The 26,173-nt window shown below is 41.1% G+C and carries 19 protein-coding genes; 9 read left to right on the top strand and 10 right to left on the bottom strand.

Annotated features, from left to right (window positions below):
- Positions 1–9: 9 nt before the first annotated feature.
- Complete coding sequence (locus tag J8Z28_RS10595; RefSeq protein ID WP_250660389.1) at positions 10–1,263, bottom strand: efflux RND transporter periplasmic adaptor subunit; 1,254 nt, start codon at positions 1,261–1,263, stop codon at positions 10–12.
- Positions 1,264–1,999: 736 nt separating this feature from the next.
- Between J8Z28_RS10595 and gltB the strand changes: the two genes are divergently transcribed.
- The 3 genes from gltB to J8Z28_RS10580 all read left to right on the top strand — a co-directional run bounded on the left by gltB (position 2,000) and on the right by J8Z28_RS10580 (position 9,130).
- The gene (gltB, locus tag J8Z28_RS10590; RefSeq protein ID WP_250659395.1) at positions 2,000–6,457 is read left to right on the top strand and encodes a glutamate synthase large subunit; all 4,458 of its coding nucleotides are present in this window, start codon (positions 2,000–2,002) and stop codon (positions 6,455–6,457) included.
- Between the two features lie 9 nt (positions 6,458–6,466).
- Positions 6,467–7,882, top strand: a complete 1,416-nt coding sequence (locus J8Z28_RS10585; protein WP_054561717.1) for a glutamate synthase small subunit GltD family protein — start codon at positions 6,467–6,469, stop codon at positions 7,880–7,882.
- A gap of 555 nt (positions 7,883–8,437) precedes the next feature.
- Positions 8,438–9,130 (top strand): response regulator, encoded by a 693-nt coding sequence (locus tag J8Z28_RS10580; protein ID WP_250659394.1) that lies wholly within the window; start codon positions 8,438–8,440, stop codon positions 9,128–9,130.
- 22 nt (positions 9,131–9,152) lie between these two features.
- Here the strand turns inward: J8Z28_RS10580 and J8Z28_RS10575 are convergent, their stop codons facing one another.
- Together J8Z28_RS10575 and J8Z28_RS10570 are read right to left on the bottom strand one after the other, a co-directional pair.
- Positions 9,153–9,614: a hypothetical protein gene (locus J8Z28_RS10575; protein WP_250659393.1), complete on the bottom strand. Its 462-nt coding sequence runs from the start codon at positions 9,612–9,614 to the stop codon at positions 9,153–9,155.
- 66 nt (positions 9,615–9,680) lie between these two features.
- Positions 9,681–11,723: an ATP-binding protein gene (locus J8Z28_RS10570; protein WP_250659392.1), complete on the bottom strand. Its 2,043-nt coding sequence runs from the start codon at positions 11,721–11,723 to the stop codon at positions 9,681–9,683.
- 316 nt (positions 11,724–12,039) lie between these two features.
- Here J8Z28_RS10570 and J8Z28_RS10565 point away from each other — a divergent pair, with 316 nt between their 5' ends.
- A complete protein-coding gene (locus J8Z28_RS10565) occupies positions 12,040–13,635 on the top strand; it encodes a hypothetical protein (protein WP_152966936.1) in 1,596 nt (531 codons plus the stop codon).
- Between the two features lie 78 nt (positions 13,636–13,713).
- Here J8Z28_RS10565 and J8Z28_RS10560 read toward each other — a convergent pair whose 3' ends face one another.
- The 4 genes from J8Z28_RS10560 to nadK all read right to left on the bottom strand — a co-directional run bounded on the left by J8Z28_RS10560 (position 13,714) and on the right by nadK (position 17,444).
- Positions 13,714–14,112, bottom strand: coding sequence for a hypothetical protein (locus tag J8Z28_RS10560; RefSeq protein ID WP_054561712.1), 399 nt, complete (start codon positions 14,110–14,112; stop codon positions 13,714–13,716).
- A gap of 47 nt (positions 14,113–14,159) precedes the next feature.
- Positions 14,160–15,833: a DNA repair protein RecN gene (recN, locus tag J8Z28_RS10555; RefSeq protein ID WP_250659391.1), complete on the bottom strand. Its 1,674-nt coding sequence runs from the start codon at positions 15,831–15,833 to the stop codon at positions 14,160–14,162.
- Positions 15,834–15,901: 68 nt separating this feature from the next.
- On the bottom strand, positions 15,902–16,465 hold the full coding sequence (locus tag J8Z28_RS10550) for a hypothetical protein (protein ID WP_250659390.1): 564 nt from the start codon (positions 16,463–16,465) through the stop codon (positions 15,902–15,904).
- A 94-nt stretch (positions 16,466–16,559) separates the two neighbouring features.
- On the bottom strand, positions 16,560–17,444 hold the full coding sequence (gene nadK / locus J8Z28_RS10545) for an NAD(+) kinase (RefSeq protein WP_054561709.1): 885 nt from the start codon (positions 17,442–17,444) through the stop codon (positions 16,560–16,562).
- Between the two features lie 120 nt (positions 17,445–17,564).
- Between nadK and J8Z28_RS10540 the strand changes: the two genes are divergently transcribed.
- Both J8Z28_RS10540 and grpE read left to right on the top strand, forming a co-directional pair.
- The gene (locus J8Z28_RS10540; RefSeq protein ID WP_055022172.1) at positions 17,565–18,509 is read left to right on the top strand and encodes an HrcA family transcriptional regulator; all 945 of its coding nucleotides are present in this window, start codon (positions 17,565–17,567) and stop codon (positions 18,507–18,509) included.
- A 58-nt stretch (positions 18,510–18,567) separates the two neighbouring features.
- Positions 18,568–19,176 (top strand): nucleotide exchange factor GrpE, encoded by a 609-nt coding sequence (gene grpE, locus J8Z28_RS10535; RefSeq protein WP_054551515.1) that lies wholly within the window; start codon positions 18,568–18,570, stop codon positions 19,174–19,176.
- 68 nt (positions 19,177–19,244) lie between these two features.
- Here grpE and J8Z28_RS10530 read toward each other — a convergent pair whose 3' ends face one another.
- On the bottom strand, positions 19,245–20,435 hold the full coding sequence (locus J8Z28_RS10530) for a Bcr/CflA family efflux MFS transporter (RefSeq protein ID WP_055022171.1): 1,191 nt from the start codon (positions 20,433–20,435) through the stop codon (positions 19,245–19,247).
- 192 nt (positions 20,436–20,627) lie between these two features.
- Here J8Z28_RS10530 and J8Z28_RS10525 point away from each other — a divergent pair, with 192 nt between their 5' ends.
- Positions 20,628–21,425, top strand: coding sequence for a M48 family metallopeptidase (locus tag J8Z28_RS10525; protein ID WP_054561706.1), 798 nt, complete (start codon positions 20,628–20,630; stop codon positions 21,423–21,425).
- 136 nt (positions 21,426–21,561) lie between these two features.
- Here J8Z28_RS10525 and J8Z28_RS10520 read toward each other — a convergent pair whose 3' ends face one another.
- Both J8Z28_RS10520 and J8Z28_RS10515 read right to left on the bottom strand, forming a co-directional pair.
- Complete coding sequence (locus tag J8Z28_RS10520) at positions 21,562–22,344, bottom strand: outer membrane protein OmpK (protein ID WP_054561705.1); 783 nt, start codon at positions 22,342–22,344, stop codon at positions 21,562–21,564.
- A 92-nt stretch (positions 22,345–22,436) separates the two neighbouring features.
- The gene (locus J8Z28_RS10515) at positions 22,437–23,750 is read right to left on the bottom strand and encodes a Na+/H+ antiporter NhaC family protein (protein WP_054561704.1); all 1,314 of its coding nucleotides are present in this window, start codon (positions 23,748–23,750) and stop codon (positions 22,437–22,439) included.
- 280 nt (positions 23,751–24,030) lie between these two features.
- Here J8Z28_RS10515 and dapB point away from each other — a divergent pair, with 280 nt between their 5' ends.
- Positions 24,031–24,828, top strand: a complete 798-nt coding sequence (gene dapB / locus J8Z28_RS10510) for a 4-hydroxy-tetrahydrodipicolinate reductase (protein ID WP_250659389.1) — start codon at positions 24,031–24,033, stop codon at positions 24,826–24,828.
- A 207-nt stretch (positions 24,829–25,035) separates the two neighbouring features.
- Positions 25,036–26,172, top strand: a complete 1,137-nt coding sequence (gene carA / locus J8Z28_RS10505) for a glutamine-hydrolyzing carbamoyl-phosphate synthase small subunit (RefSeq protein ID WP_250659388.1) — start codon at positions 25,036–25,038, stop codon at positions 26,170–26,172.
- Position 26,173: the final 1 nt, after the last annotated feature.

Here is a 26,173-nt window from a genome sequence, read left to right as displayed (position 1 = left end):
TTTTATTTGTTAGCGTAAAACCAGTGTGGGTGCTTTTTTAAAGCGATCGTAGTTTGAGATAATTAACTTATCGCCTGGCTCTACACCTTCAATTATCTCCACAGCATTGATACTGCTTGCACCGGTTTTTATATCGATTAAATAAGCCATGTCACCGTCAACTTTATAAGCATGGGTGCCACCTTGTTGTAAGAATGCGCCGCGTTTTACTTGCAATACATCGTCGCGATTCTCTAGTAAAATACGTGCGGTTAAGCGTTGGTTTTGGCGAATGCCAGAAATCTCACTGTCAAAGCGTACGCGGGTTGTGACCTCGCGATTATTCACTTCAGGCGAAATAGCCGATAGCGTGCCTGTGACATGACGAGCACCTAAAGTAAGCTCAACTTGCATACCAAGACCCAGCTCATTGGCGTAGCTTTCTGGTACTTGCAGTTCTGCTTCAAAGTTACTTAAATCGACCAATGTCATTAATGGTTGGCTTTGTGTGACCGCTTCTTTTTGTTGCACTAATAAGTTACCCACAATACCGCTTACGCTAGCGGTAATAGTAAGCTCATTTACTTGTCTGAGTAAGTCATCCACAATCAGTTGTTGACGTGCCAGATCACGCTCTGCTGCTTTTAGCTCAAATGCGAGGGTATCTTTAGCTAAGCTGACTTCTTGCTCGGCGTGCTTATAAGACAGCTTGGCACGGGCTAAGTCATCAACCGCTTTTTCTAAATCTATTTGGCTAATTAAATGTTTTTCGATTGAGATTTTAGCTCGGCGGTTTTCTCTATCTGCGGCATTGAGTTCAACTTGCGCTAAATCGAGCGCTTTAGTCAGGCTTAGTTTTTGTCTACGCGCTTCAAGTTGCTTGCGCTGTAATTCGCCTTCTAGTCGCGCTAATACTGATTGTTGTTGTTTTAGCTCGTTGGTTAGCTCAGGGCTGGTTACGGTTGCGATCACTTCATTTACCTCAACGCTGTCACCGGCTTTTACTTTCAAATCTACAAAGCCGCGTTCTGGGCTGTAAACCTTCGGCGCATTAGCTGCAACGATTTTACCGCTCGCTGCTACATCTCTGGTGAGTGTCTTTTGGCTTACTTCACTAATTTGTAGGCTTGCTGCATCAACCGAAATGCTGCCATCGTTACTGGCAAACAATGCTTGAAAGCCGAGCGCACCAACAAGTATTACACCTGCAGCTAGTATAAGTGGCTTTTTAATGGTGTTTTTCTTAGCCACGGTAATATCTTGGGCACTGGTATCCTTAATCATCATAACTCCTTACGATTCTCAAAACACACAATCATGAAGCCAACGGCAAGCATGGTAAGTGGAGAAGCCATAAACAAACTGATAGTGAACATTTTGAAATCCTCAATTTCGCTGATGTCTTATCTATACCAGTAGCGTGCCAGTTTTTAATGTACTGATTTTTAATGATTTTATTTTTAATCAGTGAATTGATGTCTGTCCGCGGACAGAAAAAGTGTCCGCAGCGGACACTTTTTCTGTCCGCGGACAGAAAAAGTGTCCGCAGCGGACACTTTTAGATTGCTTATTGTTGACGCAAGGGTAAAGAAACTCAGTCTTGCGACTAAGGTAGTCTGCTCAGATACATAGTTTGTAACTATGCTAAAGCCAAGAGTAAATAATGATGCAGTTAGGCTAGGCGAGACCCCATAAAAAACTGCATCGATATTCATAGGGTGAATAATTATTCAAATTAAGGCGCAGTTTACGTTAACGTAAGGTGGCGGCTTTTTAGATTGTTTTTTACAAGTTGTTAAATTTGACACCAGTGTCATAAAAAAATAACGGGTAAAATACGACTAAATGTAAAAAAATAGCATAGAATTTAAAAAGTGCCTTTAAGTGAGAAATATTCATGAATATGAATATGTATTCAAAACTCTATTGACTCATGAGGTATTTGGCGATAGTTTTGTCCGTCTGCTAGCACTGTCACAAAAGACTGAACCGCTAGTCGTTGTAGCAAGGGGAGGGGTCTATGTTATACGACTCAAAATTAGAAAAAGATAATTGTGGCTTTGGCTTAATAGCCCAGGTCAATGGTCAGGCGAGTCACCGCTTGATTCGAACAGCAATCACTGGCTTAGATCGCATGGAACACCGTGGTGGTATTTCTGCTGATGGTAAAACAGGTGATGGCTGTGGTTTATTAATGCAAAAACCTGATAGTTTCTTTCGCGCTATTGCCAGCGAACATGATTGGCACCTAGGAAAGAACTACGCCGTTGGCATGGTATTTTTAAATGCCGATCCTGTACTTGCGCAAACAGCTAAAGATGTGTTGAGTGAAGAACTCGAAAAAGAAACCTTGAGCATTCAAGGCTGGCGCATTGTACCTACCGATGCGTCTTGTTTAGGGCCAATTGCAAAAAAACAACTACCAGGCTTTGAACAAATTTTTGTAAGCGCACCAGAAGGCTGGCGTCCAAAAGATTTAGAACGTCGCTTGTATGTAGCGCGTCGTCGTGCTGAAAAACGCCTCGAAAACGATGAACATTTTTATATTGCCAGCTTATCTGGTTTAGTTACTGTCTATAAAGGCTTAATGATGCCTGTAGACTTACCTAACTTTTATTTAGATTTAGCTGATATTCGCATGACCAGTGCGATTTGTGTATTCCACCAACGTTTCTCTACTAATACACAACCTCGTTGGCCACTGGCGCAACCATTCCGCTATTTAGCGCATAATGGTGAAATTAATACGATTCAAGGTAACCGCCAATGGGCTCGTGCCCGTGCGTATAAGTTTGCCTCACCACTTATTCCTGATTTGCAATCAGCAGCACCTTTCGTTAATGAAAGCGGCTCAGACTCTTCTAGCTTAGATAATATGCTTGAGTTGTTCTTAGCCGGTGGCATGGATTTATTCCGTGCAATGCGTATGCTTGTGCCGCCAGCATGGCAAAAAAACCGTGCTATGGATGATGACCTACGTGCATTCTATGATTTTAACTCAATGCATATGGAACCATGGGATGGCCCAGCTGGTATTGTAATGTCTGACGGTCGTTTTGCAGCTTGTAATCTTGACCGTAACGGTTTACGCCCTGCGCGCTATGTCATCACCCAAGATGGTTTTATTACCCTTGCCTCAGAAGTAGGTATTTGGGACTACGCGCCAGACGAAGTGGTTGAGAAAGGCCGTGTTGGCCCTGGTGAATTATTAGTAATTGATACTCATCAAGGTAAAATTTGGCATTCAGATGAGATTGACCAAGATCTTAAGTCACGCCATCCATATAAAGCATGGCTTGAAGCAAACGTTAAGCGTTTAACGCCATTTGAACAGTTATCTGAAAAAGATGCGGGTAACCGTTCTTTTGATGACGAAACACTACTTAAGTATCAAAAAATGTTTGGCTACACCAACGAAGAGCTTGATAGCGTAATTCGTGTCATGGGTGAAAATGGTCAAGAAGCTACAGGTTCAATGGGTGATGACACGCCATTTGCGGTACTGTCAGAGGGTCATCGTTCACTGTTCGATTACTTCCGACAGAAATTTGCGCAAGTAACCAATCCACCCATTGACCCGCTTCGTGAAAATCACGTGATGTCATTGGCGACGTGTATTGGTAGTGAGCAAAACGTATTTAACGAAACAACCGGCCATGCTAAGCGTTTACAGTTTGATACGCCGATTTTGATGTACGCTGATATGCAACAGTTGATCAATGCTGACGATGAGCATTACAGCTACTGTAAAATTGATATCACTTACACACTAGAAGAAGGCTTAGAAAACGCAATCACACGTATTTGTGATGAAGCACAAGAAAAAGCAGCGTCAGGCTGTGTCATGCTTATTTTAAGTGACCGTAACTTTAGCGAAACGCATTTACCGATCCCTGCTGCGATGGCGGTTGGTTCAATTCAAAAGCGTTTAGTCGATAATAACTTACGTTGTGAATCTAATATCATCATCGAATCGGGCAGTGTCCGTGATGCACATCAATTTGCGGTATTACTTGGTTTTGGTGCAACGGCAATATATCCATACCTTGCTTATGAATCATTAGTTGCAATGAGCGACAAAAAGACCCTGAACAAGAGCTATTGCGAAGTAACGCTTGCTTATCGTAATGCAATAAATAAGGGTCTTTATAAAATTATGTCGAAAATGGGTATCAGTACTGTCGCTTCGTACCGCTGCTCAATGTTATTTGAGGCAGTTGGTTTATCAGATGCGGTTGTAGAAACCTGTTTTAACGGTGTAGCTAGTCGTATTAAAGGGGCGTGTTTCACTGATTTTGATGATGACCAACGTAAACTTCATAAGCTGGCATTTAGTAAACGTAAGTTATTAAGTCATGGTGGCTTACTAAAATATGTTCACGGTGGTGAGTACCATGCTTATAACCCAGATGTTATTCAAACACTGCAAAAGGCAGTGCGCTCTGGGGATTATAAAGACTACTTGGCTTACGCTGATTTAGTAAATAATCGCCCGGTAACCAATTTACGTGACATGTTGGCGGTGAAAATTCCTGATACAGGTGTGAGTGTTGATGACGTAGAGCCAGCAACTGAGCTGTACAAACGTTTTGACTCAGCCGCAATGAGTATTGGTGCATTATCGCCAGAAGCACATGAAGCACTCGCGATTGCAATGAACCGCTTAGGTGGTTGTTCAAACTCTGGTGAAGGTGGTGAAGACAAGCTTCGCTACGGCACAGAGAAAAACTCACGTATTAAGCAAGTTGCTTCGGGCCGTTTTGGTGTAACACCACATTACTTACGTAGCGCTGATGTCATTCAGATTAAAGTGGCGCAAGGTGCAAAACCAGGTGAGGGTGGTCAATTACCGGGTGAAAAAGTAACGCCGTATATTGCAAAATTACGTTATTCAGTGCCGGGTGTGACCTTGATTTCGCCTCCGCCGCATCACGATATTTACTCGATTGAAGATTTAGCCCAGCTTATTTTCGATTTAAAACAAGTAAACCCAGATGCACTGATCTCGGTGAAACTCGTTTCTGAGCCGGGTGTAGGTACTATCGCAACTGGCGTAGCTAAAGCCTATGCAGATTTAATTACCATTGCTGGTTATGACGGTGGTACAGGTGCAAGCCCGCTTACTTCTGTTAAGTATGCAGGTAGCCCTTGGGAGCTTGGTCTTGCTGAGACCCAGCAAGCGCTGGTAGAAAATGGTTTACGTCACCGTATTCGCCTACAAACAGATGGTGGTCTTAAAACGGGTTTAGATATTATTAAGGCGGCTATTTTAGGTGCTGAAAGCTTTGGCTTTGGTACTGGCCCTATGGTGGCACTAGGTTGTAAATACCTACGTATTTGTCACTTAAATAACTGTGCGACCGGTGTTGCAACGCAAGACGATACGCTGCGCCAAAAGCATTATCATGGCCTGCCAGAAATGGCGATGAACTACTTCAAGTTTATAGCCGAAGAAGCACGCCAAATTATGGCAAGCTTAGGTGTAACTCGTTTAACTGATTTAATTGGTCGTTTGGACTTACTTGAAGCAATTGAAGGCAACACAGAGAAACAAAAGAAAGTCGATCTGTCGTCTGTGATTGCTGTGCCTAACAACCCTACGGGTGAAACCTTGTATTGTAGTGCGCCAAATAGCTCACACTACTTAGGTCAGCTAAATGAAACCTTGCTTGAAAAAGCCAAGCAAGCAATTGACGAAAAATCGGGTATCTCACTGGTTAACCGTATTTGCAATACTGATCGCTCAGTGGGCGCTATGTTGTCTGGCTATATCGCCTCTAAACATGGTAACCAAGGTATGGCTGCTGATCCTGTCTCTATTGAGCTTCATGGTACAGCGGGTCAATCATTTGGTGTGTGGAATGCGGGTGGCCTTGAAATGACACTTGTTGGTGATGCCAATGACTATGTTGGTAAAGGCATGGCTGGCGGTAAGCTAGTAATTCGCCCACCGCTGGGTTCATCGTTCGAAAGCCACAAAGCAACTATTGCCGGCAATACCTGTTTATATGGTGCAACGGGCGGTAAATTATTTGCTGCAGGCTGTGCTGGTGAGCGCTTTGCAGTGCGTAACTCAGGCGTGCAAGCGGTTGTAGAAGGTGTTGGTGACAACGGCTGTGAATACATGACAGGTGGTGTGGTTTGCGTACTTGGCAAAGTAGGTATCAACTTTGGTGCAGGTATGACAGGTGGTTTTGCTTATATTCTTGATGAAGGCAATGACTTTGAAAAACGCATTAACCCTGAGCTTGTTGAAATTGTTACGCTTGAAGGGTTGGCGTCACACCAAGAACATTTACGCGGACTCATTGCTGAGCATTTAGAGCTTACAGGCTCAAACCGCGCTGAGCAGATTTTAGCTAACTTCGATTTATATATGCCAATGTTTAAATTAGTTAAGCCAAAATCTAGTGATGTAAAAAGTTTACTCGGACACCGAGCGCGCAGCAGCGCAGAGCTTCGTGTTCAGGCTCAGTAAGGGGGTAGTATGAGCGAAAATGTATACCAGTTTATCGATGTACAACGTGTTGATCCGCGTAAAAAGCCAATTTCAGCACGTAAACAATCTTTCGTAGAAATCTACGAGCCGTTTTCTGAGACACAAGTTAACTCACAGGCGGATCGCTGTTTAGATTGTGGTAACCCGTACTGTGAATGGAAATGCCCAGTACATAACTATATTCCACAATGGTTAAAGCTCATTCGTACTGGCCGTATTTTAGAAGCGGCAGAGCTGTCTCACCGTACAAACAGCTTACCAGAGGTGTGTGGACGAGTTTGTCCACAAGATCGCTTGTGTGAAGGCTCGTGCACACTTGAAGAAGAGTTTGGTGCTGTCACTATCGGTAATATCGAAAAGTACATCACTGATACGGCATTTAAGATGGGCTGGAAACCAGATATGTCGTATGTGGTTTGGTCTGACAAAAAAGTGGCTATCATTGGTGCAGGCCCAGCTGGTTTAGGTTGTGCGGATATTTTAGTTCGTAACGGTGTTAAGCCTGTGGTGTTTGACCGTCACCCAGAAATCGGTGGTCTTCTTACGTTTGGTATTCCTTCATTCAAACTTGAAAAAGAAGTAATGCAAAAGCGTCGTGAAATATTCACTGAAATGGGTGTCGAGTTTCAGCTAAACACTGAAGTTGGCGTTGATATTACGCTTGATGAAATCTTAGCAGAATATGATGCCGTATTCTTAGGTGTTGGTACTTATCAAAGTATGCGTGCAGGCCTTGAAAACGAAGATGCTGATGGTGTGTTTGATGCACTGCCGTTCTTAATTGGTAACACAAACCGAGTAATGGGCTATGCAGAAGATAAGCAAACTTATATCGATATGGCGAACGAAAAAGTCGTCGTGTTAGGCGGTGGTGATACAGCAATGGACTGTGTGAGAACCTCTATTCGACAAGGTGCTGCAAAAGTAACCTGTGCTTATCGTCGTGACGAAGAAAACATGCCAGGCTCAAAACGTGAAGTTAAAAATGCCCGTGAAGAGGGCGTAGAATTTACCTTTAACGTTCAACCTAAAGGCATTGTGGTTGACGAGCAAGGGAAAGTTGCTGGCGTTAAGATGGTGAAAACGCAACTTGGTGAGCCGGACGAAAATGGTCGTCGTCGTGCTGAAGAAGTAGCTGATTCTGAGCATGTTATTGAAGCAACCAAAGTGCTCATGGCATTTGGTTTTAAACCTCATAAAATGGATTGGTTAGAACCGTACGGTGTTGAAATCAATCATTGGGGTGGTATCAATGCACCAGAAAAAGGTGAGTTTACTCACCAAACAACTAACCCGAAAATCTTTGCTGGTGGCGATATTGTCCGCGGCTCAGATTTAGTGGTAACGGCTATTTTCGAAGGCCGAAATGCCGCTGAAGGGATTATGGATTACTTAGACGTTTAATTCTAAAGCGCCATTCAACATTTTTAAAAGCAAGCTGCCTAGCTTGCTTTTTTATTGCCTAGTTTTATACCAATCCGCAATAATACTTAATCATTTAGAGGGATTAAACCTGTCGCTATCTGCGTTAAAAATATCTGATTTAGAACAACTAAATAACGAAATTTTTGCCTTGCTATCAACGAGGTTTTATTGCCTCAAAATAGATCACTTAATTAAGCGAAATGGTATTAGCTGTTTTGAGAATCAAATCAAGATTCAGAAAAATAATGAAAAAATAACGCTTATTACCTACAATCTACGAATGAATTTTACAGTTAAATAGAAAAAATTCATTATTTCGTACTAGCTCCATATTTGCTCCATATTGTTGCGTTTTAATGTTTATCAGAGGCAGAAGCCCATCTGAATATGATTTACTCAATGAGGTCATGAATAGTGAAGACCTGCACGATATTCTGACTATGGTTTTACTAGATGAGACCTTATCAGACGCCCTTAAAGCGATGGTGAAGCAACAACTAAAAACAATAAAAAAAATATAAAACGGAAATAAAAATGCCGCAGATATTAGTCGTTGAAGACGACTTAGATATTGCAGAACAAGTGCTGTTGTTCTTCAATGCATCTGGCTTTACTACTCACCACATCACTGATGGCAGTGCTGTGGTGTCGTGGGTTAAAGAAAATAATCCTGATGCAATAATTCTAGATGTAATGTTACCCAATTTAGATGGCGTGGAGTGCATGAAGCAGATCCGCGCTTTTTCTATGGTGCCTATTATTATGGTAACCGCTAAAGTCGAAGAGGCTGATAGGTTAAAAGGGTTAGAACATGGTGCTGATGACTATGTCTGTAAACCTTTTAGCGGTGCAGAGCTAGTGATGCGTGTTAAAGCTATTTTAAGGCGCTGCGCGCCGGTATCTAATAGCAATGAAACTGTTGAAACGCCAGCTACTATTTGTTTAAACGAAGATGCGCTTGAAGTTGAGATTAAAGGCGTGTCTTTGGGTTTAACTAAAGTGGAATTTGACGTATTTAAGCTTTTGTATAAAGCCCCTAAGCGCGTTTTTTCAAGACAGCAGATACTTGATCATATCCAACCAAATAACTTTGATATTACCGACCGCGTAATCGACAGTCATATCAAAAATATTCGCAAAAAACTAAAGAATTTACAGTTCTCTCCTAAGATAGTCGCTTCCGTTTACGGTGCAGGCTATCGCTATGATGAAAGTCAAATCAATTGATTTGGCGTTCATCGCTTTCATATCAGTTACACATAGTACGTTCACCTTTTCGAATAGAATGGCTGAACACATACACTGATAATTCTCTTGCTTGAATATCTTGCCAAATGCGTTTGCTAGGATTAGGGCATAACGCATAATGTAAATATTGACTTAACGCCTCACCTTCAAGGGCTATCGCGGTAGGTGTTTGTACATAGACCTGAATCGCATTAGTTGAGTACTTTATTTGATTTAAGCGCCACTGGCCCATTAAGAATTGCTTTGCAAAGAACTGGGAGATACGTTGTTTAGCTGCTTCAGATAGTGGAGGGTACTCTATTGGCTTTTCGTAGCTTGCATAATAGAGCCCTGCACTTAACAGTATGCTGGCAAGGGCCGCGTAAATTGGCAGTGGCGACTTTTTGGCTTTTTTAACTTTGCTTTGGCGGTGTTTACGCTCAACAGATTTTGCCCATTGAGCGTGCTTTAATGACTCTGACATGGTTCCATTCCACTGTAGTTTATAGTGCTATTTAAGCAATAAAATGTGGTGGAAAAATGGAGAGGCTTATTTATTGCCTAAAGGCAGTAATATTCTGATACATAAGCCACCTGACTTACCTGGTAATGCGTTAATAGTACCTGACATCAATTCGACAAAACTCTGGCAAATTGACAGTCCTAAACCAGACCCTCCCGATGCGCGGCTACGAGACTCTTCAACACGATATAAACGGTCAAAGAGTTTACCTATATGAGCTTTACCGACACCCGGAGAAGTATCATCGACTTGAATAAACAGCTCTTGCTTGTTGGTCCGAACTTTAAGGCGGACATGGCCTGGCGTGTCTGTGTATAGACACGCATTAGTAAAAATGTTGTTGAGGATTTGGTCTAGTTTTTGTTTATCTACCGTGACCTCAACATCATTAGCAATAACAATGTCAGCAAAAAATGTGAGCTGATGACTACAAACATAACGGCGCATGTCTTGCTCATATTCAGCAAAAATTTGCGCGGCATTATATTGTTTAAGGTTCAATGTCAGGGTTTTGTTTTCAGCTTGAGATAACTGGTACACATCTGAAATTAAGTTATTAAGTTGCGCTATCTTGCCATTAATTTTGCTGTAGGCGAGATCGCGGTTTTCCTGAATATCGAGCTCAAGCGCTTCTATATGCAGTTTCAATACACTCAGTGGAGTGCGTAATTCATGAGAGATATCAGCAAGCATTTTGTCTTTTTCAATTAAGTTATATTGATAAAGCTTGGCTTTAAATAACGCTTTTCGATGCTTGAAGTAATAGAGTACTAACGCAAGGGTACTAAACAACAAAACAATACCAGCAGATAACAACCAAATTTGTTTTTCTAGTCGCTGGTTATTCATTTGTGCAGTTGCGAGTTTGTTTTTTTGAATTTCATCATCAATACGTTGCTGTTGCTCGATTGCTGTTAATTGCTTTTTATTCTTTTCCACGGCTTTATTTAAATGCTCTTCAAATAAAGACTCGGCCAGTTTATTTTCAAGCTTTAGCTGCTCAGCAGCTAGCTTGTAATCACCGATAAGTTCAGCATAAATTGCGGTATAGCCGTGCTGTTTTTGATTCAATAAGCGGTTATCAATATCAGTTAACAACTCTTTTGTTCGACTTAAATAGAGACCAATTAGCTCAGAGTTTTTAAGTGCTAAATGTAATTCAACTAAGTTAAAGTAAGAGTAAATTTTACTTAAAGCCGAGCCAGATTTAAGCGCTGCGTTAAGCCCAGACTCAGCACTACTCAATGCCATATGCTGGTTGCCTATTTTCAAATACAATTGCATCAACGTATGCTTCGCCGTCGCCATATTCTCATAGGCATTGACGTCGGCTAATCGTGTATAGGCGGTATTTAATAAGGGAAGAGCCTGCTCTAAATCGCTTCGTTTATACACCAGCTTGGCTAGCTGTAAGCTGGTATCTGCAATATTCATTTGGTTTTTGGTTTTAATATCAAACTCGAGTGCTTTTTTATAGAAGTACTCAGATTGCGAGAGGTCATCAAGCCTGTGAGCAAGGTTTGCTAAGTTATAAAAATTAGTGGCAACTAGTTCATAATTATCGCTGTTTTCCAATAACGCTTGTGCTTTTACTTGATGATGCATTGATTGTTCAAGATCATTAAGCGTGTCGTATAGTGAACCCAAATTGCTATGGCTTTGTGCTTGTAGGTTTTTGTCTTCAAGCTCATTTGCAAGTGCTAAGGCTGCCATATAATGATTTTTTGCTTCTATTGTTTTTACTTGGCGACGGTAGTTGATCCCTAGCTCTTTTTGAATGTAGTATTGGTCTTTTTTACTCAAGCTAGCAAGCTTTTGTAATGGCGTTAGCAGTTCTATCGCCTCGTTATAATGACCTTGTTTACGTAAAAGAGGCGCTTGTGCCATAGCAATTTCGGTGGTCGATGTAGCGGTATTATTATCTTTGTATTGCTCAAGAATAGTGAGTGCTTCACTGAGCCTGCCTTGGTTCTCAAGGTCAGTGACTTGATTTAATAGAGAGCTGGGCAGTGAGGTTGCTACACACGAAAAAGACAGTAAACATGTAGCGATAAGTAAAGAGTATTTCATTTGCGGTTAGAATAAGCTTAATGTGTTCTTATACTAACCAGCAATTGTGTGCAAATTATGGAGTACGTAATCACTGCTTTTAAAGTGAGTTAACAGCTGCTTAATAGAAAAGTTGTATCCTTTATGTATTAAAGGCCTATATTTTATTGTTTTTAGCCTTTTCATACCATTATCAAAAATTTCTGATTGTATTCAATCGACTGAAGCCTAGAATTAGCTTGGACATAATTTATACATAATTAGGTTAGTGATAAATAATTTATTTATCATTTTTGCTAATAATAAAGTTTTGGTTAATTCTTCAGGTGAAAACACAATGAAAAAATCTATTCTATCTGTATTGATGGTATGCGGAGCCGTAACTGCTGATGCTTCGGCAAATAGCTGCACAGGCGAGTTGTATGGTATTAACTCTGGTCGAGGTCATTTAGGCGTTGTTTTTTCGCTTGATGAACAAGCGCAAACAGCAGCTATCCATTCTAAAGCGAAGTTTTCTTCAGCTGCAATGGCGTTCGATAGTACTCGTAATCGTTTATATTATGTTTCGGCGCCACGCGCTTTAACATATAAGTTAGACCCAAGCTCATTGAATTTATCAGATGATGAATTAAAAGACTTACCAATCAAAGGCGAAAAGTATAAATACACAAAATTAGCCTATGTTGATATGGAAACAAATAAGCACACAGAAGTTGCTAGAACAAGTCCAATGACTCGTTTAGCGTATGATCCAAACCGTGATGTTATCTACGGCTCTAAAGGCAGTAAGTTTTATATTATTTATCCAGATTCTGGCGAGACACAGTTTGTAGGTAATATGACTGGCTATGGTAATAGCTTAGATATTTTCCGTGGTGATATGGTTGTTAAAAATGGTGAAGTCTATTTGATTTCTGCAACCAGCATTTTCTCTTTGGATCTTTCTACACTTGAGTTATCGAAAAAGTCTGAACATGGTTTAACAACGGTAACAGGTGCTGCACTTGATCAAAATGGTGAGCTGCTTATTTCTCGTGAAGTAATAAATGACCAAGGTAATCACAATGTAACTAAGCTGTATAAAGCGTCGATTGAAACGGGGAAAACATGTGCAATGGGTACTTACCCTATGCGTATTAACGATTTGGCACTTAATACATTAAAACCGGTTGCGTGCTATGCTCAGCCAACCTGTAGCACTGGTGCGGAGTCGTTTGTTATCACGAGTATCGATAAAGAGCGAAAAGCAACTTGGCAAAACTATACTTTGAATGGGAAGTTATTTTATGAGCCTATTGCAAAACTTATGAGCTCTACAAATTTTGGCGAAGGTGGAATTGTTAATAAAACAGTTTCAATAAATCATGATTTTGCTGCAGCAAACTCTATCACTGAAGCTGCTATCGATAGTTATGAGACAGATATCTTTTATATGGGTAGTTTCTATGATACAGATTTCACAGATGCTGAAATCCTAGAGCTTTATAACTGGTCAAAAAAATCAGGCAATGTCACTATTATTGCAGCCGATTCTGATATGCCAAATGAAAAAGTGTATGCGAAATGGGGCTACACGGTTACTCGTGTTGGTTATGTTGATGGTCCAAATACACAAAATCCTGAAGGTGTAGGTACTCAAGCTCAACAGGCTATTTTTGCTGGTCCATTTGGTGGTGTAACTAGTTTCTATCAAGCAGGTGGTGCTAAAGGATACTTCTCTGAAATGCCAGTGGGTACGCAAGTGTTAGCTGTAAACCAAGATGGCTTACCAACGATAGTGCTTGATTCAGAAACGGGTGACATTCTTTTATCAGATAGTGGGATGCTTACCAATCAAGGTAAAGTTGGTAACTATACTGAGGGTACAGGTGTTTCAAGTATGACAGACCGTTTATTTATGAACTTGATTAATTTCGCCAGCGAAATTGAGTAAGCTAACTAAGTCATGTGTACTTAAAGAATCGCGAAGCATTTTTGCTTCGCGATTTTGTATATTTAACGATGATTTTATTTACCAACAGCCTGTGAGGGTACTTTTCACTCTATTAGTGTGTTGCTTAACTAGTAAATAACTAATACCAACCAGCAATGTATGGCTGACTGCTAAAGCAATCAACCAAGACGACATACTCTGTGTTAATTGATTGATTGTTACTAGGCTAATAAGCATGAAAACTAACGATGAATTTAACACAGTTTGTAGTAACTGCTTAAAACGTAAATGCTTCCAACGACTCCAAATAACCAACAAAAATGCGGTAGTAGGGAGGGCAATTAAAATACATTCAAATAAAATAACGATTAATTGCGCACCTTGATAAGCTGAATCAGCTGTTGAACCCTGTGAATGGCTTGAACTCAGTGCAATCAAGCCAAGCACTAAAGCGGTACCCATATTTTTAATATTCATTTCTAAACTCTAACCAACTTAAACTCTCAACAGTATTAACTATTAACTTATGCATGTGCGCTAATAAGCTCTTTGGCATTCGCTCTTGCCATTTTACTGATGTTGTCACCAGCGAGTAGTCGGGCAATTTCATCGATACGGCCATCTTTTGAAAGTTTATTCATTTGCGTAAAGGTTTCGCCGTTTGCAATTTCTTTGGCTACAAAAAATTGCTGATGTCCAGAGCTTGCAACTTGTGGCAAGTGAGTTACACAAATAACTTGGGTCGATTTACCTAGCTGGCGTAATAGCTTACCGACTGCAGAGGCGGTAGGGCCTGAAATACCCACATCAACTTCATCGAAAATGAGGGTCGGGGTAGTAACTCGCTGAGCAATAATGACCTGAATAGCTAAACTAATGCGAGATAATTCACCACCAGAGGCCACTTTAGATAGTGCTTGTAGCGGTTGACCTGGGTTGGTCGATACTAAAAACGACACAGTATCAAAACCCATTGCACTTGGTGCTTTATCGCTAGCTTGTTGAATATCAATAGCAAACTTGCCGTTTTCCATCGATAAATTTGCCATGCTATCACTAATTAACTGATTAAGCGTATCTGCATAACTATGGCGGCTTTCACTTAATAGTTGAGCTGCTTGTTTGTATTGCTCAAGGGCATCGCTGATTTCGCTTTCAAGTGCCACAAGGCGGTCGCTGTTATAACTAATTGATGCTAATTCTTCAGAGATTGACTGGTGAAACTCAACAAGCTCTTCTGGCTTTATGTGATGTTTACGGGCAAGATCCATAGCACCTGTTAAACGAGTTTCAACTTCGTCTAAGCGTGCTGGGTCTAAGTCGGTAACATCAACATAGCTGCGTATCTCGCGGCTTGCTTCTTCAACTTGAACGGCAGCTTCACTCAGTAGTGATGCTATGTTAGATAAGCTCTCATCGTAGCTTGCTAGTTCTGCAAATTGTTGAGCACTATGTTGCAATAATGAACACGCACTTTGCTCATCACTTTCGTATAAGTGTTGTAGCTCACGTTGGCATGACTCTAAAATAGTCTGGCTATGGCTTAGTTTATGATGCTCAGCTTCAATCTCTTCAAATTCACCCGGTTGCAGAGCAAATTCATCAAGTTCGGCTACTTGATACTCAAGTAATTGCTTTTGAGCGGCCTGTTGCTGCTGTTGTTGTTCAAGCTGGTTAAATTCTTTGAGTAAGGCTTGGTAGGCTTTAAAGCGTTCTTTAACATCAGCTAATAACTGATTGTGGCCGGCATAGGCATCAAGCAGATGTAGCTGGTGTTCAGCTTTTAATAAATGTTGATGGGCATGTTGGCCGTGAATAGAAATTAAGTACTGACCCAACTCTTTTAACTGTGCAGCGGTAACTGAGCTGCCATTAATATAGCTTTTGCTACGGCCATTTTTGCAAATAACACGGCGTAGTAAACATTCGCCTTCGTTGTTTGAGAGTAAATGTTGCTCTAAAAAGTGTTGGGCAAGAGGGAGTTGGCTAATATCAAATTGTGCGCATATTTCTGCACGATCAGTACCAGGGCGAACGGCACCAGCATCAGCGCGTTCACCTAAACATAATGAGAGAGCATCAATTGCAATTGATTTCCCCGCACCTGTTTCACCTGTAATGGCTGTCATACCATTGTGCCACTCAGTACTTAAATTACTTACAATGGCAAAGTTTTTAATTTCTAACCCGATTAACATACTGTTTATCCATCCAGCTAATTAACTGTTAATTTATACAGTGTTTTCGGGTTTTGCAAATTAAATTTTTAAGCTTTGCTTAATTCTGACAATTGATTTTCTGGTGCGGAATCATCTGACGCTTGTGTGCTCTGGGCTGGCGGCTGATCATCTTGTAAATCGGCGGGGGGCTGATATTTAATTACTTCAATCAGTGATGGAAGGGACTCTTGGTAAAACGCTTTGTTATATTCAATACCATTATAAGGTAATTCAGCCATGAAATACTGTAATCTGTCTGCAAGCTGATCAATCTGTTCTGGGCTTTGTGCTTTACTGGCTTCCATAATTATTGTGTTGAGCAGTAAATCACTAACGTATTCAAGATATGTGAGGTTTTCTTCGTTATGGGCTTGTACAACAAAGTAATTGCTAGTGATCATGCTCAAACGCGAGATGTTCTTCGGACGAATAATTTTACTCTCGCTGAAATCAATTAACTTATCTTTAAAATCATTATTGATTTCTTTTACTCGTTGATTAAAACGTTTTTTTTCAGCTTCAATAGCCTTGCGACGGTTGCTCTCAACCATCCAGTAACAACCTAGCAAGGTGATCAGTAATAACAGAGCAAGAAAAACGATATAGCTCATTTCGCCTTAGAATCCTTAAAAAAGTACAGCATTAAGTTTGATTATTTTGCGCTATTCAATGTGCCTTGGCAATCAATTGAGATAAAAAAGCCGCTTAAAATAAACGGCTTCCCCAGTTTAATTTTTTTCTTAATACATTGTAGTAAGAGTATTCTTTAGGGTGGATCAAGCGCAGACGCTTATCTGCTTTTTTTATCACCACTTCATCGCCAGGTAATACAGCTAAAACCACATGGCTGTCACAACTGACTTGCAAGCTATCAGTATTTTCAAGACTGAGCTTTAAACGCACTTCGTTATCAGCATCAACCACAAGAGGGCGGCTTGATAATGTGTGCGGGAACATAGGCACAAGTGAAATCGCATTAAGCTCTGGCGTCAAAATCGGCCCGCCACCAGATAATGAATAAGCAGTTGAGCCTGTAGGTGTTGAAACAATTAAACCGTCTGAGCGTTGCGAGAATACAAAATCGTTGTTAATAAAGGCCTCAAACTCAATCATATGAGCAACTTTATCGGCATGAAGTACTGCTTCATTCACTGCCAAGTTAGCACTTTTGAGTTCGGCATGGCGATATACTTCAACTTCAAGCAAGAAGCGTTTTTCTTCGAGGAACTGGCCACTTAATACTTGTTCAAGGCTGGCTTCGAAACCTTCTGGGTTTAAATCAGTTAAAAAGCCTAAATTACCACGGTTTACACCAATTACGGCAACATCAAAACGCGCTAAAACTCGAGCTGCGCCAAGCATATTGCCATCACCGCCGACGACTATGGCTAAGTCTGCACGTTCACCTAAATCTACCAATTTAACAAGGTTTTCTCGAGGAAGGTCTTCAAGTTGGCGGCCGGTGCGCTGTTCTACTAGCACTTCAAAACCCAAGGCTCGCAAAAATGTGTGCAGGCGAGCAAGTGTGGCAGCTGCTCCGCTGTGATTAGGTTTGCCAATTAAACCTATGGTTTTAAACGGTGAATCCATGTTATTTGCACTTAAACTTTCATATCGCTAGATTACATTAAAAACTAATGCTTTGAAAATAACTTGAAATAAACTTGCTGCGCCCAAATATCCACTGGCAAGTACCAAGATGTATAAATTATGAAATTAAATCCGCGTGACCAACAAATTTTTTCAGCTGTAATGAGCCTTTACTGTAACGGTGAAGGTCAGCCTGTTGCCTCTACCCGTATTGCCAAGCAAAAAGGCATGGCGGTATGTTCAGCTACTGTGCGCAATGCAATGGCTCGGCTAGAAAAAGTGGGCTTACTCTATTCGCCACATACTTCTGCTGGCCGCGTACCTACCAATGCCGGGTTTGATTATTGGCTTACTGAGTTTTTTGCTCTGCCTGAAATTGCAACATATTGGCAGCCCGAGCAAGCACAATTAGTTGAGCTCGCCCATGGTTTGAGTCAGCGCTATAAAGTGTGCTGTTGTGTGGGCTTACCTCAAGTCAGCTCTCAGCTGGTCTTTCGAGTAGAGGTGCTTGATTTTGATGGTAGTAATTGGCTTATTCTACTCATCGATAGAGCAGGGCAAAGCCATAACATTTGCATTACCAAACCTGAAGATTCATCTGATGCCGTTCGTTACCAGTTTGCTACTTGGCTTAATACGGTGTTTAGCCAGCAAACCTTAATGGAAGGCTTATATCGAATGCAAGCAATGGCAGCTACTGCACCACATAATTGCCATGACTCTTTAACACAATGGACTCGGCAATTAAGTCAAAAACTCGGTTCAGATAACAGCATTGTGGTAGGTGAAAATTACCTTTACCGCCAAGTTGATTGCCAAACCAGTTTAAACATTGGTGTATCGTTTTTAAATTTTGTTGAAGATAAACTCGCATTTAAAAATGGGTTATCAGTGTTAAACACAGAACAATTGCCATTTACAGACTGTAATGAGTTGATGGTGATCAGCGTTCCTTATTTTAATAACCATGAATACCAGAGCCGATTTTGTGTAATTTGTCCAAAATCAGCGCAAATAGAAGCAATCATCCAAGAATTTAAGTTAATCGGCTCATCAGCCTCTTGAATCTTTCAATTCAATCCCCATAATTACCGCAGTTGTAAAGAATTGGAGCATGTAAGCTATGTCTGAGCAGACAAAATCACCAGAGCAAGAAGTTGAACTAAACGAAGAATTTGAACAAATGCAAGCTGAAGTAGAAGCTGCAGAAAAAGCGGCTGAACAAGTTGACGGCGAAGAAATGAGCCCTGAAGCTGAAATCGCACTACTACACAGCGAATTAGAAGCGGCTAAACAAACGATCAACGATCAAAAAGACAGTGTTGTTCGTGCTGCTGCAGATGTTGAGAACATGCGTCGTCGTGCCGCTCAAGATGTAGAAAAAGCGCATAAGTTTGCACTTGAAAAGTTTGCTAACGAATTACTACCTGTTATCGATAACCTAGAGCGTGCGATTGAGTTTTCTGATAAAGAAAATGAGCAGCTTAAGCCTGTGCTTGAAGGTATCGAAATGACTGTTAAGAGCTTTAATGATGCGGTATCAAAATTCGGTGTTGAAATTGTTAACCCACAGGGTGAACAATTTAACCCTGAATTCCATCAAGCAATGTCAATTCAGCCAAGCAATGATGTAGCGCCAAATACTGTTCTTGCAGTAATGCAAAAAGGTTATACATTAAATGGCCGTTTATTACGTCCTGCAATGGTTATGGTATCGAAAGAAGCTGAATAAGCTTTAAAGAGATATAAAAAATGCCTGTTAATTACAGGCATTTTTTTTATTACAATTGTGTTCAATATTTAAGTCGATTGGTATCGTTTTCGATGCCAAAGCTGTACAAGTAAGATCAGTATCAGTGCGCTGAACATCATAGCAGAAAATGGAATCGCACTTTGTGGGTGAACAAAAGCAAGGATAGGCCCAACTAAAGCGCCACTGCCGAATCTCAGGGTACCAATAACAGCTGTTGCAGTGCCTGACTTTTCCTCAAATTGCATCAGTATTAATGAGTCTGCATTACTCGCGACAATACCCAAGCTCATCATCAGTGGTGCGATGGTGGCAACGATAAAATACAGCGATAAATGCATCACACTGAATAACAACAATGCCCCGCCAGACACAAAGCCAATACCTAGCCCAATAAATAACAGTTTACGAGAACCCAAGCGCGGCACTAAACGTGTATTCATAAAGTTACCGAACATTAAAGCCAGCACGTTAAAGGCGAATAACACACCGAACAATTGCTCATCTACTTTGAAGAAATCGAGATATACATAAGGTACCGATGTTAAAAAGCAAAAGAATGCGAATGAGGCAAACATTGAACTGGCAATATCGGCAAGGGCACTACGACGAGAAAATACCGTTTTATAACTATTAAAGAACAGTGCCAAACCACGTTGCTGACTCTTAAAGATTGGAATATCGATTAAATGAATTTGCACCAAAGCTAAAATGGCAAAACTATAAGCAGCTAATGCGATGAAAATGACCTGCCATGTCGAAATTCCCATGATTAATGAGCCTAGAGTAGGGGCAATTAACGGGGCAACCATCATAATCATCGAGACATAAGACATGCCCTTGGCGGTGTTCTCTCGGTAAATGTGGCGAATAATACCCGGCACTACGACGGTTGCAGCAGCGCCAGTGAATGCTTGCACGGCTCTTAAAGACCAAAATAATTCGATGTTGGTACAAAATGCCAGTGCTAATGAGCTGATGCCAAATAGCGCTAAACCCACCTTAGCGAGTAATCGCCTACCAAGCTCATCGGCTATCGGGCCAAAGAACAACATACCCAGGGCATAACCCGCCAAATAAATACTGAGCGAGATTTGCACATTTGGCATGGTAGTTTGTAAGTCGTTGGCAATCACCAACATCGCCGGTAAATATAAATCAATTGCTAAAGGCGTAATTGCGACAATACTTGCCAGTAAAGGTAATAAAATGCGTTTATTTAAAGTCTCAGGGGAAGGCATTGTTTACTCATTCATCAAACATTAGGTCACTATTGTAGCAGTGTGAGTTACTGTGGTGAACTTAGTTTGCCTGCTAAGTAAAAGAATTAACTAAATGATAACAACTGAGCGAGTGATTGTTCATTTTCATATAAAATTAAGCAATGCTTTGCTATATTAGCCACAATTACACTAAGTATTTGAAGGACTAGTATGAAAAAGTTAATCATGGCAGTGTTAGCCACCGCTGTTTTAGCTGGCTGTAAAACCTCTCCAACAGGGCGTACACAAATCGCACTTTATTCAGACCAACAAATGAGCCAAATGGGTCAAGCAAGCTTTGCTGAAATGAAAAAAACACAGCCTGTTAATACCGACCCTGGCGTCAATGCTTATGTGAAATGTATTGCCGATGATGTTATTGCCGTTTTACCTAATGAGTATGCAAAGCAGTCTTGGGAAGTTGTTGTGTTTGAAGAAGACTCAGCAAACGCATTTGCATTACCGGGGGGTTATATTGGCGTTCATACAGGTTTATTAAAAGTTGCTGTAAATCAAGACCAACTGGCAACGGTACTAGGTCACGAGGTTGCACACGTTATTGCTGAGCATTCTAATGAACGTGTATCACAAAATGCATTGTTACAAACAGGTCTGCAAGTTGGTGGTGCAGCACTTGATATGGGGAATGTGCAATATCGCGGCGAAATAATGCAAGCCTTAGGCTTAGGCGCACAGTATGGTGTTGTTTTGCCATTTAGCCGCTCACATGAATCAGAAGCAGATATTGTTGGCTTAGATTTAATGGCAAAAGCAGGGTTTAACCCAGAGCAATCAGTGTCGCTTTGGCAAAATATGAGTGCAGCTGGTAGTAGCGGTACCCCAGAGTTTATGTCGACTCACCCTGCACCAGGTAACCGTATTAAAGAGCTACAAAAGCATATGTCGGATGCATTAAAAGCCCAACAAGCCGCTAAAGCAAAAGGCAAAACCCCACAGTGTAAACTGTAAAGAGTATCTATAGAAATTAAAAAGCCTGTACTCAGTGATGACTACAGGCTTTAATTTTTCAGCTTTCAGCTTTCAGCTTTCAGCTTTCAGCTTTCAGCTTTCAGCTTTCAGCTTTCAGCTTTCAGCTTTCAGCTTATTAGAACGTCCACTCAACGTGAAGTTGTGGTACTGACTCAGTTGTGTCTGTACCTAGCTTGTTGTGCCAATATTGCCACTCAAGGCCTAGCAGTAGCGTATTTTCTTTCATGCTCATTGCGTGACCTAAATCCCAGGTGATGATTGGCTGCGCTAAAATCCATGCTTTAACGTCTTCACCAAATTCATTTTCACGCTCTGCAATATATTCAACATGGCCTGTTACGTTGAACTTTTGTGAGCCAATAGTGAATGGGTAGCCCCAAGCAACATCAATCATCCAGCTGTTTGTTTCAGTTGGTGCACCACCGCGTGCTACGCCTTCACTGTCATCGATGTAAGCGGTAAATAAAGTAGATAAAAAGCTAAAGCCCGGTGCTTGCCAGCTAAGCTTTACACCAGGTAAATACTTAAGAACTTTCGAGTCACCTGCGGCATTAAAACCTGCCGTTAAACCCACATCAGCAATTGCGCCGTATGAAAAATCACTGCCAGAGATTTTTGATAAGCTAAATGTTGAATACCACTCGCCGTAAAAGTCTTTATCTTGATAGCCATCTTGACGGTCGTCATTGCTGTAATCAATAAAAAAGAAATTGTCGCCATAGTCATAACCAGAGGCATGCTGTAGTGATACAACCGTGGTATTTGACTTAGTTAATGAAAACGGGTTTTTGTGTTCACCGTTATTAACGTGTAATTGCGTAGAGCTCCAATTAGCGGCATAGCTCGAAGTACTTACTGCACAAAGCGCAGCAACAGAAAGGATCTTTTTCAAGTTCATATCTCAATATTGATGGTGTAAAGGGGGATACAAAGGTTGGATTATAGCAGATACGCCCATATTTGGGCGTATCTTGAGAAAAATTATTTAACTTATGCTTTATTTCTGCGTAAGCAAATTACTGCAACGGCAGTAAAGGCAAGAATAAAGCAGTAGTAAGAAGAGGTAGAGACTTCCCATGGGCTAATTTTGAATGTTGCGCCGAGTAGAAGTGCTTGTGCGCCATACGGCAATGAGCCTTGCGTAACACAAGCAAAAATATCAAGTAAGCTTGCTGAACGCTTGCCTGTAATTTCGCCATCATCTGCTAATTTTTTAGCAATTGGGCCTGCAACAATAATAGATACGGTATTATTGGCAATACATAAGTTACTAGTCATAACCAGTGCAGCAATACCTAATTGATCTGCTACTTTACGGTGCCATTTTGCAATGATTTTTGTAATTGCCTGAATTTTGTTAGCAATATAATCAAGACCACCATTAATACGGATAAACTCTGAAAGACCGCCAATAAACATCGATAGCAAGAAAATTTCCTGCATATCAGTAAAGCCTTTATAAACATCTTTTACAAAGCTTGCACCTTCATAGCTGCCAGTAAAGCCCATAAGTGCAGCGAAGATTATACCGCTAAACAGCACCACGAATACGTTAAAGCCCATTACTGCGAGCACTAAGATAAAGGCATAAGGTAATACTAGTAAGATATCGAAGTCTTGTGTCTCTACAGCTTCTGCTGCAGGCGTTAAGAAGAATAACAAGCCGATAGTTAATGCCGCAGCAGGTAAGGCGATTTTTAAGTTCTCACGAAATTTATCTTTCATTTCACAGCCTTGCGTGCGGGTTGCAGCAATAGTTGTGTCAGAGATGATTGATAAGTTATCACCAAACATGGCACCTGATACAATCGTGCCTGCCATCAGAGATGGATCAATGCCTGTTTTTTGGGCGACGGCATAAGCAATCGGGCCAATCGCACCGATAGTACCCATTGAAGTACCCATCGCAGTCGACACTACCGCAGCAATTAAAAATAACCCTGGTAGTAACAGAGCAGGTGGAATAAGTGATAAACCGGCATTAACTACGGCATCAACACCACCGGTCGCACCAGCAACCGCAGAAAACGCACCTGCCAGCAGATAAATCAAACACATAGTGATAATGTTGCTATGGCCAGCACCTTTAATAAAGGTTTCAACACTGTGGTTGATGGTATTTTTATTTAAGATAAACGCCAGCATGATGGCTGGCAAAATTGCAACAGGAGCAGGCAATTGATAGAAGGCGTAATCGACACCTTGAGACTGTAAGTATAAGCCAGCGCCTAAAAATAAGCCGACAAACACCAAAAGCGGCAGCAAAGAAAGTTTTGCTTTTGTTTTATTAAATGATGGCTGCATCATATTCCTCGTTAGATAACCAATAACACAGCCAAACACTTCTTTTAGCTGTATTTAGTTGTGTCTAAAAGACAACAACAGCGCCCGCAAGCCAAAGACCAAATCGGCGCAAAGGAAGAAGTTTAAATGTATAGATGGCTAAATGCAAAGACTATCTGTTATTATTGTTGTTCTATTAATAAATCTAAAATTAGCTCTGTATTTTTTATAAGCTAACCTGACTATTACATGAGTTTTCGATAAAATCCAGCCAGCTAAGAAGAATAGATAAGGTAACTATATGAACCGCATAGGTGTATTTGGCGCAAACGGCCGCATGGGACTTGCACTTTTAGAAGCTGTCTCAAAAAAAGATGACGCAACATTAACGGGCGCGTACGTGCGTGATAACTCGCCACTTTTAGATATTGCGGTTAATCAATTAAACAGCGCTGCATCAGCAGATGTATCATTTAGTAAAGAAACAGACGTAAAAGATGCAGATGTATTGATTGATTTCACTTTACCTGCAGGAATGCGCAACCATTTAAAAACAGCGGTCGAAAAAAATATCGCCATGGTTATTGGTACTACGGGCCTTAACCAAGGTGATCTTGATGCGCTTCATGAAGCGGCGAAACACATTCCGATTGTTTTTGCCCGCAACTATAGCGTAGGTGTGAATTTACTGCTTAACTTAGTGCAGACTGCGGCTGTGAAGTTTGGCGATGATATGGATATCGAAATATTTGAGGCCCACCATCGTCACAAAATCGATGCGCCATCAGGAACTGCATTGGCAATTGGTGAAGCTATTGCCGAGGCAAAAGGTTGGCAGCATGATGAAGTCGCGCGTTTTGATAGAAGCAATGACGAACACGCAAAATCGCAAAATGAAATCGGTTATTCAGTCATGAGAGGCGGAGATATAGTAGGTGAACACACCGCATATTTCGCAACTTCTGGCGAAAGGCTAGAATTAACTCATAAAGCAAGTTCAAGAATGACCTTCGCATTAGGTGCTGTAAGAGCTGCGGGCTGGTTGAAAAATAAACCAGCTGGACTTTATGACATGCAAGATGTGCTTGACTTGAAGTAGTTTAGTTTCTTTTTTGGCAGTTTCAGTGAATTTTTAGTTAATAACGCTTATTTTTACTATTTTATTAATTAAGATTAGATCTGAATGCTAATTTACTGTAGAATAGCGCCAATTTGCCAAAAATTCATAAATGCGTGTTTCCAATCGCTATAAACGGGCAGTAGAGCAAATGACTTTACTCCCGTTTTTTACTGTTAGGAGGTTAACTTGACTAAATCCGCTCTGTTAGTCCTAGAAGACGGCACAGTGTTTCGCGGTACTGCAATCGGCGCTGACGGCATGTCAGTCGGTGAAGTAGTATTCAATACGTCTATGACTGGTTATCAAGAAATTTTGACTGACCCTTCATACGCGGAACAAATCGTAACTTTGACGTACCCACATATCGGTAATACGGGTACTAACAGCGAAGACGAAGAAGCGGGTCAAATCTGGGCTAAAGGCCTAGTGATCCGTGATTTGCCACTGCTAGCAAGTAATTTCCGTAACGAGCAATCGTTAAGTGATTACTTAAAAGAACGCAATATCATAGGTATTGCTGACATCGACACTCGTAAATTAACACGTATCTTACGTGATAAAGGCGCTCAAAATGGTTGTATCATTGCAGGCGACGAGTTAGATGAGAATAAAGCGCTTGAAGCTGCGCAAGCCTTCCCAGGCTTAAAAGGCATGGATTTAGCAAAAGTTGTCTCAACCAAGGAAAATTTTGAGTGGCGCGAATCAAGCTGGACGTTAGGTTCAGGCTTTAAAACGCTAGAAGCAGCAGACGAGAAGTTCCACGTTGTTGCTTATGACTTCGGTGTTAAATGTAATATCTTACGTATGTTAGTTGACCGCGGTTGTAAATTAACCGTTGTTCCTGCACAAACATCTGCAGAAGACGTACTGGCATTAAACCCAGACGGTATCTTCTTATCAAATGGCCCAGGCGACCCTGAGCCGTGTACTTACGCGATTGAAGCAATTAAAACTTTCCTAGAAACAGACACGCCAATTTTTGGTATCTGTTTAGGTCACCAATTACTTGCACTTGCTTCAGGTGCACAAACGGTGAAAATGAAGTTTGGTCACCACGGTGGTAACCACCCAGTTAAAGACCTTGACCGCAATGTTGTAATGATCACAGCTCAAAACCACGGTTTCGCAGCTGACGAAGCAACATTACCAGCGAATTTACGTGCAACTCACGTTTCTTTATTCGATGGCACGCTACAAGGTATTCACCGCACAGATAAGCCTGCATTTAGCTTCCAAGGTCACCCTGAAGCAAGCCCAGGTCCACATGATGCGGCGCCATTATTTGACCACTTCATCGACCTGATGCAAGCACGTTCTAACTAAT

Origin of the sequence: Pseudoalteromonas sp. SCSIO 43088, from assembly GCF_023650795.1 — a bacterium.
GTDB lineage: Bacteria > Pseudomonadota > Gammaproteobacteria > Enterobacterales > Alteromonadaceae > Pseudoalteromonas > Pseudoalteromonas shioyasakiensis.
The sequence above is the reverse complement of the archived record's forward strand: the minus strand, read 5'-3'. Positions and strand labels throughout refer to the sequence as shown.